This is a genomic window from Arthrobacter vasquezii (assembly GCF_029455255.1).
Taxonomy (GTDB): Bacteria; Actinomycetota; Actinomycetes; order Actinomycetales; family Micrococcaceae; genus Arthrobacter_D; species Arthrobacter_D parietis.
Genome location: NZ_JAROKN010000004.1, coordinates 1 through 14,447, shown reverse-complemented (window position 1 = coordinate 14,447; position 14,447 = coordinate 1). Strand labels below are relative to the sequence as shown.

Annotated in this window: 16 protein-coding genes; 10 read left to right on the top strand and 6 right to left on the bottom strand. The window is 64.8% G+C overall.

Annotation, left to right across the window (positions count from 1 at the left end; all coding sequences use genetic code 11):
• Nucleotides 1–4 precede the first annotated feature (4 nt).
• The 8 genes from P4U43_RS02885 (at nucleotide 5) to P4U43_RS02850 (ending at nucleotide 7,317) form a co-directional block, all read left to right on the top strand.
• Nucleotides 5–853 (top strand): alpha/beta fold hydrolase, encoded by an 849-nt coding sequence (locus P4U43_RS02885; RefSeq protein WP_056543327.1) that lies wholly within the window; start codon nucleotides 5–7, stop codon nucleotides 851–853.
• Nucleotides 854–1,041: 188 nt separating this feature from the next.
• Complete coding sequence (gene dnaK / locus P4U43_RS02880; RefSeq protein ID WP_056543330.1) at nucleotides 1,042–2,916, top strand: molecular chaperone DnaK; 1,875 nt, start codon at nucleotides 1,042–1,044, stop codon at nucleotides 2,914–2,916.
• A gap of 2 nt (nucleotides 2,917–2,918) precedes the next feature.
• Entirely contained in the window at nucleotides 2,919–3,605 is a 687-nt protein-coding gene (locus tag P4U43_RS02875) for a nucleotide exchange factor GrpE (protein WP_056543333.1), read from the top strand.
• Nucleotides 3,606–3,756: 151 nt separating this feature from the next.
• Nucleotides 3,757–4,752, top strand: a complete 996-nt coding sequence (locus P4U43_RS02870; RefSeq protein ID WP_277357366.1) for a DnaJ C-terminal domain-containing protein — start codon at nucleotides 3,757–3,759, stop codon at nucleotides 4,750–4,752.
• A gap of 37 nt (nucleotides 4,753–4,789) precedes the next feature.
• Complete coding sequence (locus tag P4U43_RS02865; protein ID WP_277357365.1) at nucleotides 4,790–5,212, top strand: heat shock protein transcriptional repressor HspR; 423 nt, start codon at nucleotides 4,790–4,792, stop codon at nucleotides 5,210–5,212.
• Between the two features lie 56 nt (nucleotides 5,213–5,268).
• Complete coding sequence (locus tag P4U43_RS02860; RefSeq protein ID WP_277357364.1) at nucleotides 5,269–5,874, top strand: hypothetical protein; 606 nt, start codon at nucleotides 5,269–5,271, stop codon at nucleotides 5,872–5,874.
• A 5-nt stretch (nucleotides 5,875–5,879) separates the two neighbouring features.
• On the top strand, nucleotides 5,880–6,572 hold the full coding sequence (locus P4U43_RS02855; RefSeq protein WP_277357363.1) for a PspA/IM30 family protein: 693 nt from the start codon (nucleotides 5,880–5,882) through the stop codon (nucleotides 6,570–6,572).
• A gap of 52 nt (nucleotides 6,573–6,624) precedes the next feature.
• Nucleotides 6,625–7,317 carry an SDR family NAD(P)-dependent oxidoreductase gene (locus tag P4U43_RS02850; RefSeq protein WP_277357362.1) on the top strand — a complete coding sequence of 231 codons (693 nt, stop codon included), beginning with the start codon at nucleotides 6,625–6,627 and terminating at the stop codon, nucleotides 7,315–7,317.
• A 25-nt stretch (nucleotides 7,318–7,342) separates the two neighbouring features.
• Here P4U43_RS02850 and P4U43_RS02845 read toward each other — a convergent pair whose 3' ends face one another.
• From P4U43_RS02845 to P4U43_RS02830, 4 genes are read right to left on the bottom strand one after another with little or no spacing between them, the layout of a single operon-like run.
• On the bottom strand, nucleotides 7,343–8,179 hold the full coding sequence (locus P4U43_RS02845) for an ABC transporter permease (RefSeq protein ID WP_277357361.1): 837 nt from the start codon (nucleotides 8,177–8,179) through the stop codon (nucleotides 7,343–7,345).
• Nucleotides 8,176–9,108 (bottom strand): ABC transporter ATP-binding protein, encoded by a 933-nt coding sequence (locus P4U43_RS02840; RefSeq protein ID WP_277357360.1) that lies wholly within the window; start codon nucleotides 9,106–9,108, stop codon nucleotides 8,176–8,178. Before P4U43_RS02840 ends, P4U43_RS02845 begins: the two co-directional genes overlap by 4 nt.
• The gene (locus P4U43_RS02835; protein ID WP_204532227.1) at nucleotides 9,105–9,413 is read right to left on the bottom strand and encodes a transcriptional regulator; all 309 of its coding nucleotides are present in this window, start codon (nucleotides 9,411–9,413) and stop codon (nucleotides 9,105–9,107) included. The genes P4U43_RS02840 and P4U43_RS02835 overlap by 4 nt, the downstream gene beginning before the upstream one ends.
• Nucleotides 9,406–10,074: a hypothetical protein gene (locus tag P4U43_RS02830; RefSeq protein ID WP_277357359.1), complete on the bottom strand. Its 669-nt coding sequence runs from the start codon at nucleotides 10,072–10,074 to the stop codon at nucleotides 9,406–9,408. The genes P4U43_RS02835 and P4U43_RS02830 overlap by 8 nt, the downstream gene beginning before the upstream one ends.
• Before the next feature lie 102 nt (nucleotides 10,075–10,176).
• Here P4U43_RS02830 and P4U43_RS02825 point away from each other — a divergent pair, with 102 nt between their 5' ends.
• A complete protein-coding gene (locus tag P4U43_RS02825; RefSeq protein ID WP_277357358.1) occupies nucleotides 10,177–10,689 on the top strand; it encodes a DinB family protein in 513 nt (170 codons plus the stop codon).
• A gap of 7 nt (nucleotides 10,690–10,696) precedes the next feature.
• Here the strand turns inward: P4U43_RS02825 and trmB are convergent, their stop codons facing one another.
• Both trmB and P4U43_RS02815 read right to left on the bottom strand, forming a co-directional pair.
• The gene (gene trmB / locus P4U43_RS02820) at nucleotides 10,697–11,566 is read right to left on the bottom strand and encodes a tRNA (guanosine(46)-N7)-methyltransferase TrmB (RefSeq protein WP_277357357.1); all 870 of its coding nucleotides are present in this window, start codon (nucleotides 11,564–11,566) and stop codon (nucleotides 10,697–10,699) included.
• A 71-nt stretch (nucleotides 11,567–11,637) separates the two neighbouring features.
• On the bottom strand, nucleotides 11,638–12,867 hold the full coding sequence (locus tag P4U43_RS02815) for a M20 metallopeptidase family protein (RefSeq protein ID WP_277357356.1): 1,230 nt from the start codon (nucleotides 12,865–12,867) through the stop codon (nucleotides 11,638–11,640).
• Nucleotides 12,868–13,188: 321 nt separating this feature from the next.
• On the opposite strand from P4U43_RS02815, the gene P4U43_RS02810 reads away from it, so the two are divergent.
• A partial coding sequence (locus P4U43_RS02810; RefSeq protein ID WP_277357355.1) for a DEAD/DEAH box helicase occupies nucleotides 13,189–14,447 on the top strand: 1,259 nt, incomplete at its 3' end.

The following is a 14,447-nucleotide window of genomic DNA, read 5'->3' as shown; positions in this document are numbered from 1 at the left end:
CACCATGCCGCACCGCCTGTCGACAATCTTTGCCACCGCCGCCCTGCTAGGCGGAAGCCTCGCCGGGGCAGCTCCCGCCGCTGCCGACACCGAGGACATTTCGCCGCCCGGTGCCAACAACTGGTCCTGCACGCCGAGCGAGGAGCACCCTCATCCCGTCATCCTGGTGCCGGGAACTTTCGAGAGCATGGTGAAGAACTGGTCCACGCTCTCCCCGGTGCTGGCCGGACAGGGGTACTGCGTATTCGCCCTTAACTACGGGACCACGAACGGTATTGACGCCACGGGCCCCGTGGCCGATTCCGCAGCGGAACTTGGCTCGTTCGTCGACGCCGTTCTCGCCGCCACCGGAGCCCGGAAAGTTGACCTGGTGGGACACAGCCAGGGCGGCATGATGCCGCGCTATTACATCGGCTTCCTGGGCGGGGCGAAGAAGGTCAACCACCTGGTGGGAATTGCGCCCTCGAACCATGGCACCGAGGGAGTCCTGGTGCCGGCAGGCGAGGACGCGCCCCTCACTACGTCGGATACCAGCTTTCTCTGCCAGGCCTGCGCAGATCAGGAGGCAGGTTCGCCGTTCCTCACCGAACTCAATTCGATTGGCGACACGGTCAGTGGGCCGTCCTATACGGTCATCAGCACCAGATATGACGAGGTCGTGACGCCCTACACGAGCCAATTCCTGGCGGGCCCTGCACGGCAGGTCACGAACATCACCATTCAGGACAAGTGCGCCCTTGACCTGATCGAGCACGACCAGGCACCGAACGATCCGGTAGTGCACAGGCTCGTGACCCATGCCCTCGCCCAGGACGGCCCGGCGGACGCCAAGTTCCAGCCACGCTGCCTCTGACCGTTTGCAGCTGGCTGTAGATGCCCGAGACTGCAGTGCAGGATGCTAGTTGAGTGTTCCTGACTCAACTTCAAATTGACATCCGTGGCGAGCGGAGTACAGTTGAGTGCAGAACGCTCAATCTGGGCGGAATCCCGAATTTCTGGTTGATGGCCACAAGGCCGCCGACTCGCTGAAAGGAAATACGCATGTCACGTGCAGTAGGTATTGACCTCGGAACCACCAACTCCGTCGTTTCCGTGCTCGAAGGTGGCGAGCCCACCGTCATCGCCAACGCAGAAGGCGCCCGCACCACTCCGTCCATCGTCGCTTTCTCCAAGAGTGGAGAGGTCCTGGTCGGCGAGATCGCCAAGCGCCAGGCAGTCAACAACATCGACCGCACCATCGCCTCCGTCAAGCGCCACATGGGAACGGACTGGACCAAGCAGGTTGATGACAAGACTTACACTCCGCAGGAAATCTCCGCGCGCATTCTGCAGAAGCTGAAGACTGACGCCGAGAGCTACCTGGGCGAGAAGGTGACCGACGCCGTCGTCACCGTTCCGGCCTACTTCAATGACGCTGAGCGTCAGGCCACCAAGGAGGCCGGCGAGATCGCGGGCCTGAACGTCCTGCGCATCGTGAACGAGCCCACGGCTGCCGCGCTCGCCTACGGCCTGGACAAGGGCAAGGAAGATGAGCTCATCCTGGTCTTCGACCTCGGTGGCGGAACGTTCGACGTGTCCCTCCTCGAAGTCGGCAAGGACGAGGATGAGTTCTCGACCATCCAGGTGCGCGCAACTTCCGGTGACAACCGCCTCGGCGGCGATGACTGGGATCAGCGCGTCGTCGACTTCCTGCTTGCGCAGGCAAAGGCAAAGGGTGCAGACCTGTCCAAGGACAAGATCGCGCTGCAGCGCCTCAAGGAAGCCGCTGAGCAGGCCAAGAAGGAACTGTCATCCGCCAGCTCGACCAACATCTCCCTCCAGTACCTGTCCGTCACCCCTGACGGCCCGGTTCACCTGGACGAACACCTGAGCCGTGCCAAGTTCCAGGACCTCACCAAGGACCTGCTCGATCGCACCAAGAAGCCGTTCAACGACGTCATCAAGGAAGCCGGCATCAAGGTAGCCGACATCGATCACATCGTGCTTGTCGGTGGCTCCACCCGTATGCCTGCCGTTTCTGAACTGGTCAAGGAGCTTGCCGGAGGCAAGGAGCCCAACAAGGGCGTCAACCCGGACGAGGTCGTCGCAGTCGGCGCAGCACTGCAGGCAGGTGTGCTGAAGGGCGAGCGCAAGGACGTACTCCTTATTGACGTCACCCCGTTGTCCCTCGGCATCGAGACCAAGGGCGGCGTGATGACCCACCTGATTGAGCGCAACACGGCCATCCCCACCAAGCGAAGCGAGACCTTCACCACCGCGGATGACAACCAGCCGTCCGTGGCCATCCAGGTCTTCCAGGGCGAGCGCGAGTTCACCCGCGACAACAAGCCGCTGGGTACTTTCGAGCTCACCGGCATTGCCCCTGCGCCGCGCGGCGTACCGCAGGTCGAGGTGACCTTCGACATCGATGCCAACGGCATTGTGCACGTATCCGCCAAGGACAAGGGCACCGGCACTGAGCAGTCGATGACCATCACCGGTGGTTCCTCGCTCTCCAAGGAAGACATCGACCGCATGGTCCGTGACGCCGAGGAGCACGCTGCCGAAGACAAGCAGCGCCGTGCGGCAGCTGATACCCGTAACGGTGCCGAGCAGCTGGCCTACTCGACCGACAAGCTCATTGCCGATAACTCGGACAAGCTGCCGGAAGAGGTCAAGACGGAGGTTCAGGCTGACGTCGACGCCCTCAAGAAGGCCCTGGAAACCCAGGACAATGATGATGAGGTGAAGGCCGCCTTCGAGAAGCTCCAGGCATCCCAGAGCAAGCTGGGCGAAGCCATCTACGCCCAGGCACAGCAGGAAGGCGCCACCGGTCCCGGTGCTGCCCCAAGCGGTGAGCCGGGCGAAGACGGCACCAAGGCTGACGATGAGGACATCGTAGACGCCGAGGTTGTTGACGAAGACGAGAAGAAGTAGCCATGCCTCACCACGGAAACGAAGAAGAGCATCAGGAGCCGGTCAGCTTCCGGGACAACCGGAAGATCGACCCGGAAACCGGCCAGGTCCGTGGGCAGCAGGATGCCGGCGGGACCGCCGGCTCGGATGACACTGGTTCGGCGCCCTCAGCGGGTGCCGGTCAGGAGTCCGAAGCCCCGACCGACGGCCCTGCAGACGGCCAGGACGCATTGGCCCAGGCGGAAGTCATCCTCAACGAGGCCGGTGGCGGCGAAGAGGTTCCGGCTGCTTCCACCGATGTTGAGGCCGAGCTCCGGAACGACTTCCTGCGGCTGCAGGCGGAGTACGTCAACTACCGCAAGCGCGTGGAGCGTGACCGGGACGTCGCGCGGGACATGGCAGTGATCGGCGTGTTGAATTCGCTGATGCCGGTTCTCGACGACATTGACGCAGCCCGGCAGCACGGCGACCTCGCGGACGGTCCTTTCGCAGCAATCTCCACCAAGCTGGAGAACGCGCTGAAGACCTACGGTCTGTCCCGCATCGATGAGACCGGTGTGGAGTTCGACCCGAACATCCACGAAGCCCTCATCCAGCAGCCCAGCGCCGAGGTCCAGTTCGACAGCGTCAGCCAGATCCTGCGCGTGGGTTACAAGAAAAATGACCGCGTCCTGCGTGCCGCCCAGGTGATCGTCGCAGTTCCGGAGTAGCTGAGCGCGTCCTTTCCCTCCGACCGGGGGCAACGAAATTCCGAGACTCGCAGAGCTCGCTTCGGAATATTGAAGCCCCCTTCCTCGGAGGGAAAGGACGCAACGCTTCCACGAACAGGCAACTTAGAGAGTTATAGAGAGGAGGGGTCAGATGGCCAGTCAGGACTGGGTCGACAAGGACTTCTACAAGATTCTTGGTGTGCCCAAGGACGCCTCCGACGCCGACATCAAGAAGGCTTACCGGAAGCTCGCGCGGAAGCACCACCCGGACCAGAACCAAAGCACCGGGGGCTCTGACAAGATGTTCAAGGACATTTCCGAGGCCTACTCGGTGCTGTCCGACGCTGAGGAACGCCAGCAGTATGACGCGATCCGCGCCATGGGAAGCGGCGCCCGATTCACCGCAGGGGGCCCCGGCGGCCCAGCCGGCGGCGCAGGCTTCGATGACGTCTTCGGGAACCTCTTCGGCCAGTCCGCGGGGCGTCAACGCAGCGGCGGCTTCGGCGGCGGCAGTAACCTGCCACCGGAGTTCGCTGACCTGTTCGGGGGCGCAGGCGGCTACTCGTCCGGCGGCGGTTTTCCGGGCTACCAGACGCCGCCCCGCAAGGGCGCGGACCGCACCGCCAGCACCAGCATCTCCTTCGCAGGGTCAATCCGCGGGACCACCATCGGCCTGCGTGAACCATCGGGCGAAGTCATCGACGTGCGCATTCCAGCCGGCATCCGCGACGGCCAGAAAGTGCGTGTGCGCGGCAAGGGTCAGCCGGGAGCCGCAGGCAACGGGGACCTCATGGTCACCGTCAATGTGAAACCGCATTCCTTCTTCCAGCGCGACGGCGACAACATCCGTGTACACGTGCCGGTCACGTTCCCGGAAGCGACCCTCGGAGCGCAGGTGGAGGTGCCCACCCTGGACGGCGAGAAGGTCACGGTGAAAGTCCCGGCAGGCACTCCCTCGGGAAGGACCCTGCGCGTGAAGGGCCGCGGAGTAAAGACGTCGAAGGCAACCGGCGACCTCCTGGTGACAATTGACATCGTTGTTCCACAAAATCTGAACAAAGACGCCGCAGCCGCAGTGGAGGCCTTCTCGAACGCCACGAAAGACGCTGATCCACGGGTCAATCTTGCCGAGAAGGCGCGGCTCTAAGGTGTGGGAGAGCTAGCCAGCGAAAGGGGAGCGACACATGCCTGTTGACATCAATATGCCCATCTATGTCATCTCCGTTGCGGCGGAGTTGGCGGACATGCATCCCCAGACGCTGCGTCAATACGACAGGTTGGGCCTCGTGATTCCCAGCAGGGCGCCGGGGCGTGCCCGGCGCTACTCACAGCGTGACGTCAATGTCCTGCGTGAGGTGCAGCGGCTCTCCCAGGAAGGCGTTTCGCTCGAGGGCATCAGGCGCATCCTGGAGTTGGAGAACCAGGTCCTGGCACTCCAGCACCGGGTGAGTGAACTCACGGACGAACTCGCCCAGCGCCGGAAGTCCGAGGCCACCCGTGTTTTCGCTGCCGGTCTCGCGGGCGACGTGGTTACCCTCGCCCGCGGGCAGCGTCCCCGCCCGCGCAGCCAGGCACTGATGATCTGGCGCGGCGAGCCAACCCGCTGACCGCTCCGGTGCTTCCCACGTGGCGCAACCTGCAATTCCACGGCACACTTAGATACATGCCTGAATCAGAGTTCGTTGACGCCGCGGAATTCCTGCTGGAGGGTGTTCTCCAGCTTCTCCTCTTCGGGGGTGCCGTCCTGGGAATCCTCGCGATTGGCGCTGCAACCGGAACCTGGTTGATTGTGCGCCGCATCCGTCGCTCAGGAATTCTCCGTCGCCGGATCGAGCGCGGCTCCAGCCGGCTGCGTTCCTTTTCCACGGACGCTTCGGCGCGGGAGCTCGCAAGGCTCCGGCTCCAGCTGGAGCGTTCCACTGGCGCCACGCGCCGTTCAGTTGCCGCCGCCATCGCGCAAGGGTCTCCGACGGGTGATCTGGCGGCAACGGCGGATGACCTCACGCGCGCCGAGGCAGTACTCTGCGAACGCATAGCACTTGCTGAGCGTGAACCTAACCGCGCGCTGCGCGAGGACCTCGCGAACAGCATCGGAGAGCAGGTCAACTCCCTGTGCGAACTGTCGGCCCAGCTGCGCCGTACCTTGCTGGAGGTACACCAGGAAACCGGCAGCAGGCAGCTGGAGCGGGCCACCTCCCGCCTCACCATGGAGATCGGCGCGCTGAAGACCTGGAACGCCGCCTACGGCACCGGCACCCGGCGGGCCTAGCGCCAGTGTCCGTCCGACGCCGCATCTCACGCATCATCGCCTCACGCCGAAACGCCGTTGAACCGGGCGATCCCATCACCGCCCTCGGCGAATCGCAGCGCCAACAGGAAGAGAACCTCGACCGCGCGCGCCGCAGCGTCGCTGACCTCGCCGCAGTCCGCCATCGCGTGGATACCCTTGCCCGGCAAGCAGCTGCAGATCTCGATGCGTGCAACCGGGAAGCGGAACGGGCGGTCGCGAACAACAATGACGACGCCGCCCGGTCAGCCCTGCGCCGCGCCCTGGAAATCCAGAAGAGACTCGAGACACTGACCCGCCAACGCGACGACGTCGATCAGCAGTTCCGCTCGCTGGAGTCAGACCTGTACTGGCTTGAAACCTCCCTGCAGGACAACGCGGTGCGCTACGAATCCCTGAAGGCTCAGCACGGTGCAACCCAGGCAGCGCTGGACGTTCGGGGAGCAGTCTCGTCCTCCGCAGGCAACAGTATGGAAACCGCCCGCGCTGCCCGCGAGGCGGAGCAGGAAGCCCGGCGGCTGAGGCACCGGCAGGCTGCGCAGGAAGAACTCGCCTGGTCAGACCCAACTTCCGGGAAGCTCGAAGACGCCTTCGATGAGCTGGAAGCACGCGAAGCTGCCGAGCAGGAACTCCGCCAGCTGAAGGGTCGGGTGCAGGGAAACCGTCCAGGTTCCGCCTGACAGCCCGGGCACTTCAGGGGGAACCGTCAGGGCCGGTTGTTAGGCTCAGGCAATGGATGATCTCAATGGCAACGGAATCAGCGGCAAACAGTTCCTGGTGGTCGGCGCAACGGGTGAGCTCGGCTCGCGCATCGCGGGGGAGCTGAGCTCCAGGGGAGCTGAACTGACGCTCAGCGGCAGGGACCAGGAGAAACTCGGTGCGCTCGCTGGCCGGCTTGGCGCTCAGTCCATCGCCGCTGACCTCACGCTGCCCGGCGGTCCGGCCGGCATCGTCGATGCGCTTGACGGCCAACCGCTGGACGGCGTGGTGTACGCCGCCGGTGTGGTTGCGTTCGGCGCCTTGGCGGAGCTCGACGACGACACCCTGGATGAGCTGCTCCTCACCAACTTCGTAGGCTATGCCCGGCTTCTGCGGGCAGTGCTTCCGCGCCTGGAGAAGGGCGGGCAGGTGGTTCAGATCAGCGCCGTCGTCGCCGATAGTCCCACCGCAGGAATGGCGGCGTACTCGGCCAGCAAAGCAGCCCTGAGTGCCTTCGGGAAGGCAGCCGCTCTCGAACTGCGCCGCAGCGGTGTCCGTGTGCTGGACGTGCGGCCACCCCATACCGAGACCGGCCTCGCTACCCGTCCAATCGATGGCCAGGCACCCCGCCTGCCGCAGGGCAAGGACCCGGATGCGGTTGCGCGGCGGATTGTGGATGCGATGGCTGCGGGGGAGCGGGACCTGCCGTCGTCGTCGTTCGACTGAGCGGAGGGACAGGAACGCGAAGGGGTCAGCGGAAGCGGCGGCCCTGATCGCGCCGCGCAGCCCAGAGCGCTGCCGCTCCCAGTACGAGCAGCCACGCCAGCAGGCAGACGACGGTGGTCGAGTGCAGCCCCTCACCGGTGAGCGCGAAGACGGACAGGTCCCGTGCGGCACGCGAGGGGAGGAACAGCGAAAGCGTGTTGAGCCACTCAGGGAACATCAGCGGTGGGAGCATCATGCCGCCCGCAAAGGCCAGTGGGAAGAACACCACCTGCGTCACCGCAACGGCTACCTTCGAGGTGCACAGGTGCCCGATGAACAGCCCAAGCGCCAGGAACGGCAGCCCGCACAGCAGCCACACCGCTACAGCGAAGGGAACGCGCCACCAGGGCAGGTCGCCGCTGGTGAAGGCGTCCGGTGCGGAGGTGAGCAAGGCGCCCAGAATCAGGACCGGCAGCAGCGACATGAACGCAAACAGCATTCCGGTCACCGCTCTCCCCAGGATTCCAGGCAGCGCTCCCACCGGGAGTGAGCGGACATAGCTGCTCCACGGGTTGGCGCGGTCCTCCGCCACTCCGACTCCGTAGTTGAACAGGAACGCGCTCATCACACCGAACACGCCAAGCTGCGCTATCGATTCCAGCGAGGCCATCGGATCGGCAGTCACCGCCGGCTGCGGCACCACGAAAAACATCAGCACCAGTGCCGGAAATACCACCGAGGAGATCACCGCGACCGGAATGCGCAGCTGCTCAAGGAGCTGTGCTTTCGTATGCGTGCGGATCAGTGAAAGCTGGGACGGCGCAGTGTGTGCCGTCGCGGTGTTGTGACGAGCCGCGGCGTCAGGTCCTGTGACGGTGCTCATTGCTGCTCCTTGGCGGTGAGGGAAAGGAAGGCTTCTTCGAGGGTTGCCCCATGGACCTCAAGCTGTGAGAACGGCAACCCGTCCTGAACCAGCTGCCGGACTGTGGCGTCGGCGTCCTGGGTTACCACGGTGGTGCGTCCGGTGTCAGCGACCGTGACGTCCACCGTGCCCGGGAGGCACAGGAACGACGACGCGGGCAGGTCCGTTAGGAAGGACACCTTGCTGACTGCCACCCGGCTGCGGATGTCATCCACCGTTCCGTCAGCAATGACCGTGCCCCGGTCGATCACCACTACCCGGCTGGAGAGGGCCTGAATCTCCTCGAGGTAATGGCTGGTGATGAGCAGCGTGCCGCCGGAACTGCGGTAAGTGCGAAGTTGGCTCCACAGCGTCTCGCGTGCGTCCACGTCCAGACCGGTGGTTGGTTCATCGAGGATGACCAATTCCGGCCTTCCCACAAGTGCCAGCGCTACCAGCAGGCGCCGCTGCTGGCCGCCGGAGAGGCCGCCGCACTGCTTCCGTTCCGCCTCCACCAGCCCAAAATCCTTCAGCAGCTGTGCGGACGGAATGGGGTCCGGGTAATGTCGTGCGACAAACTGCACGGCTTCATGGACTGTCAGGTTCTGCGGAACCGCAGTGGCCTGCGGAGTGATGCCGAGCCGTAAGCGCGTGCGGGGATGGGAAGGGTTCTCTCCGAATAGCCGGACGGTTCCCGAGTCAGGCCGCCGGAGCCCTGACAGCAGCCCGATCAGGGTTGACTTGCCGGCACCGTTCGGGCCAAGAAGCCCCACAGATTCGCCAGGGTGGATCTGCAGGCTCACTCCGGTGAGCGCAGCGGTCCTTCCGAAGGATTTGGTGACTGCCTCCGCAGAGGCGAGCGGCGCCGTCGTAGTCGGATGGCGCTGTACCAGTGCTGCTGGTGAGGTCATGACTTCTCCGTAAGTTCGGTGGTGAGGAGTTGATGTAGTGCCAGGCGGTAGGCGGCGTAGGCGGCGGTCCCCGCCGGGGTGATGGCCACGTAGGTTGCCGGGGTGCGGCCCTCGATGGTCTTGGAAACGGTGATATAGCCGGCGTCTTCGAGCTTGCGCAGATGGGTTGAGAGATTGCCGGCCGTCATGTCGAGGATCTTCTGCAGCTTGGTGAAGGCGATGCGGTTGCGCTCGCCGACTTCGTTCAGCGTGGTGATGGCCCGCAACCGCGACTCGGCATGGATCACGGGGTCGAGCTCAGGCATGCGTCGGCCTCCGGCGCTGACGGAGCGCCTGTACTACGGCCCCCACAAAGAAGCCGCCGGAACCGAAAATGAAGAACACGGTGAGGAAATGTTCCGGTCCGGCGATGATCGACGCGATATCCACCACGAGGAACCAGACGCCCATGACCACCTGCACCACGTCGTTGAAGGTGGTGCCACCCGTGATGTACAGCAGGCCGACAATCAGGATGGCGATGCCATTGATGAGCATCCCCCGGAGCCAGAAGTCGTCCACTGCCATCCCGATCGTGCCGCTCAATGCCCCCATGACTATGAACCCCAAAATCCAGGCGAGCGCATAGAAGCCTCCCGTGAAGCGTGAGTGCCCGCGGATACCCCGGCCTTGACGGCCGAAAATCACGATGGTCACCGCTACACCGGCGGCAACGAGCAAGCCGAAGAGCGTGAGCGCGGTTTCGGGTTCGAGAGGAATCCAGCCGTTGCGGGAGCCATGCAGGGTGCCGAACCCGCTGAGCCAGGTGAGGGCCCACAGGAGATACACCCACGCACCGTTGCCACGCAGTTCCCGTCGTGCACGCCTTTCTGCGGCCTCAACTACGTTGAGCGCGGCGTTCAGGTCCAGGGGGCGTTCGTCGTCGGCCTGGTGTGCGCCGTCACTGAGCTTCTTTCGCGAGTTCACGCAAACTACTTTGCGGCACAAACCTGTTTGTCGCAAGAGGCAAGGTGCAATTCACCGTCACAGGATGCAGGCGAAGGGGTAGGTCTGGATACGCTTCCTCCTATGGCGATTGAACCGGATACCAAAGACTGGACCTGGGTGCTCGAGCGTCCCTGCCCCCAGTGCGGCTTCGACGCGTCGGACTATCCGTCCGAAAGCATCGCGGGAAAACACAGGCTGGACCTGCCGCGGTGGCGGAAGGCGCTTGGCAGGGCTGACGTGCGGGACCGCCCGGATGAGGGCACCTGGTCAATGCTTGAGTATGCTGCTCACGTCCGGGATGTCTACGTCCTGTTCAGGGAGCGCACCGAGCTGATGCTGGCGCAGGAAGATCCCATTTTCGAGGACTGGGACCAGGACCGCACTGCCCGGGAGAAGAACTATGCGGCGGAGGATCCGGGCCGCGTAGCGGGCGAGCTGGCGGCAGCGGGGGAGGCCTACGCAGCCCTGTTGGAGTCAGTTCGTGAATGGGACCGGGTTGGGCGCCGCAGCAACGGCTCGCGCTTCACCGTGGAAACCCTTGCCCAGTACGGGCTGCACGACGTCGTCCATCACCTTTCCGACGTCCGCGCCTGACGCAGCGCTACCGGACCCGGCGGTACGCCAGGTCGAAGATCGAGCGGCCGGCGTCGTGGGCCTTGTTCTCGAAGCTCGTCAGGATGCGGCCATCGAATCGCGGCGCCCAGCCGCCGATCGAGTCTTCGCCTTCCTGGGCGGAAGCCGTCCCGGCTGGTTCGCGCCCCTCGCGGCGGGGCGTTCCGCCGACCTCGTGCTCTACACCGCTGGCCCAGATCTGGGTGAGCGGGCTGTCGGAGCCGGCGCGTTCGCCGTCGTGCAGGTTCTCGAAAAGCGGTGAGTCATCGGCGGCCGCGCGCATCTGCACTGCGTAGTCGGACCAGTCGGTTGCGAGGCGCAGAATGCCGCCCGGTGACAGCACACGGCCGGCGAGCGCAACAAAGGAGTCTTTCACCAGCCGGCGCTTGTGATGGCGGGTCTTGTGCCAGGGGTCCGGGAAAAACACCCACAGTTCAGCAACCGAGGCCGGGCGGATCATGGTGGCCAGAGCCTCTGCCGCGTTCACCTGCGCAACGCGGACGTTGGTGAGCCCGCCCTGATCGATGCGCAGCAGGGTCTGGGCGAGCCCCGGCTTGTAAACCTCGAGCGCTAGAAAGTTGCGGTCGGGATCGGCCGTCGCGGCGGCCGCCACCGCTTCTCCGAGTCCTGACCCGACCTCCACCACCAGCGGGGCGTCGCGGCCAAAGGAGGCAGCGGCGTCGTACTCCCAGGCAGGATCCACGGACGTGTCCGCTGCAGTGTTCCGGGGCACATCCACCACCAGGCCCTCGGACAGTTCAGCCCAGGCATCACGACGGCGGCCCTGCAGGCGGGAGCCTCGGCGGACGAAGGAGACCGGTTGGGTGGAGAAGGGCTGGGGTTCAGGGCGCGTGCTCATCGGTACAAGCGTAACGAGGCCCGCAAAGCCGGCGATGCCGCTGGATGGTTCCGCTGGGTAGTGCCGCCGGGTCAGGCGCCGGACAACTCGGCGATCCGCGCCATCGCCAGCTGCGCATAGAGCGCGGTGCCGTCAGCCAGGATGCTGTCATCGAAGGCCGCGTAGGGAGAGTGATTGAAGGCGGTACCCGCCGGGTCCACACCGGGTTGAACCGCGGACAGGAAAACGAAGCTTCCGGGCACGGCGGCGAGCACCCGGGAGAAATCCTCGGAGCCGCTGAGCGGGTTCACCATCTGCGTGTACCGTTCGTCGCCGAAGAGGTCGCGGACGTGCTTCTCGATGTTCGAGGTCTCGCCGGCGTCCGTCACGGTCAGCGGGTACTCCGTTTCATACTCGACGGTCGCGTGAAGCCCGTGCGCCTCGGCAATGCCGTTCACCAGCCGGGGGATGGCGGTGCGCATCAGCTCCCGGTTCTGCTCGGAGAACGTCCGGATCGTCGCTTCGATGCGCGCGGATTCGGGGATGACGTTGCGCTTGGTTCCGGCGTGCAGCAGGCCAACGGTCAGTACCGCGGGATCGAACATGTCGAACTGGCGGGTGATCATCGTCTGGAGGCTGGTCACGATCTCCGCCGCAACGGTGACCGGATCCTTCGCGCGGTGGGGCGCTGACCCATGACCGCCGGCGCCGTGGACGGTCACATACAACCCATCCGATGCTGACATCAACGTTCCAGGCCTGCTGGCAAAGAGGCCGTTGGGCAGCAGTGAGGACACCACATGGATGCCATACGCAGCATCGGGCCGCCGCCCGGCTGCCTCAAGCACACCCTCGCGGATCATCACCCCTGCACCGTCGAAACCCTCTTCGCCCGGCTGGAACATCAGGACGACGTCGCCGGCCAGTTGGTCACGTCGGTCGGCAAGGATCCGCGCGGCTCCGGCGAGCATTGCGGTATGCAGATCATGCCCGCAAGCATGCATCGCGCCATCGATGCGCGACGCGTAGGGCGCACCGGTCTGCTCCTGGACCGGAAGCGCGTCCATGTCACCGCGCAGCAATACCACCGGCTTCCGGGAGGCCGACGACCGCGCCGTTCCGCGCAGGACAGCCGTCACCGACGTCGTATCCCTGCCCATGCTTACCTCGTAGGGCAGTCCATCGAGCGCTTCCAGCACCTTTTCCTGCGTCCGCGGGAGGTGCAGTCCGATCTCCGGCTCCTGATGCAGCCGATGGCGTAGCTCCGTCACTTCCCCGGACAAATCTGCAGCATGTGAGCGAATAGCGGCGGCGGTGGACATGGTTCCTCCTGCGTGGATGACGAGGTGTGTCGGTGAGCAGGCATGGTGGGCTTGCTCACACAGACCCCATCCTCACGAACCGTCGTCGGGACCGCAACCTCACCACTGATAGACTGGTTCCACTTGCTTGCGGCATCCGGAGCTTGTTCCTGGAGATTTCCGGGTTCCTTCAGCCGCAGCCTGCGTCGATGAACGCATTCTTTTGTCCCGCGCTATCTCCCAAGATCGTGAGAGCGGTTGACACTGTCTGACTTTCCTTCGGCGGACTCTGGGCACCAACCGGTGCGCAGGGAAGATGAGAAGAAAGTTCGTGTACTTTACATGACTACCTTTGCTGCGCTTGGCGTGCCCACAGCGCTGGTCCGTTCCCTCACCGAGCAGGGAATCACCGAACCATTCCCCATTCAGGTCAAGACCCTCCCCGACACCCTCGCGGGCCGGGACGTCCTTGGCCGCGGCCGCACCGGCTCGGGCAAAACCCTGGCCTTCGCGTTGCCCATGGTGTCACGCCTGGCCGAGCGCGAGGCGGCCTACCGCCGCAAGCCCGGACGCCCCCTTGCGCTGATCCTTGCTCCCACCCGTGAACTCGCCACCCAGATCAACGCCACCGTTGAGCCACTCGCCAGTGAGCTCGGCCTGAACACCACCGTCATTTACGGCGGCGTATCGCAGGCGCGTCAGGAGAAGGCGCTGCGTGCCGGCGTCGACATTGTCATTGCCTGCCCAGGCCGGCTTGAAGACCTGATGCGCCAGAAGCTGGTCACACTCGAGTCGGTCGAAATCACCGTGCTTGACGAAGCCGACCACATGGCTGACCTCGGCTTCCTGCCCGTCGTGAAGCGGATCCTCGACACCACGCCCACCGAGGGTCAGCGCATGTTGTTCTCGGCCACGCTGGACAACGGTGTGGACAAGATCGTGCAGCGCTACCTGTCGAACCCGCTGACCCACTCCGTGGACACCACGCAGGCTTCGGTCACCACTATGGAGCATCATGTGCTGCTGATCGGGGATCAGACCCAGAAGAAGCAGCTCATTGTGCAGCTGGCCTCCGGTACGGGCAAGCGCGTACTGTTCATGCGCACCAAGCACCACGCCCGCAAGCTTGCCAAGACCCTGACCGACGCCGGCATCCCCGCTGTCGATCTGCACGGCAACCTGTCCCAGAATGCGCGTGACCGCAACCTGGCCGAGTTCTCCACCGGAGATGTGCGGGTTCTCGTTGCCACCGACGTCGCAGCGCGCGGCGTCCACGTGGATGACGTCGAGCTCGTGGTCCACGTTGACCCGCCCACAGAGCACAAGGCTTACCTGCACCGTTCCGGCCGCACGGCCCGCGCCGGTTCCGACGGCACCGTTGTGACCATCACCCTTCCCGAGCAAAAGGGTGAGGTGCAGAAGCTCATGAAGGCCGCCGGTGTGAACGTGGGGTTCGAGAACGTTTCCGCCACGTCCCCGCTGGTGGGCAAGCTCATCGGCGATGTTGCAGAGAAAGTCGACCCACGCACCCGCGCCGCCCTGCTGGCCCAGCGGGAGACCCCGCGCGGTGGCGGCTCCTCGACCGGAGCAAACGCCGAGCG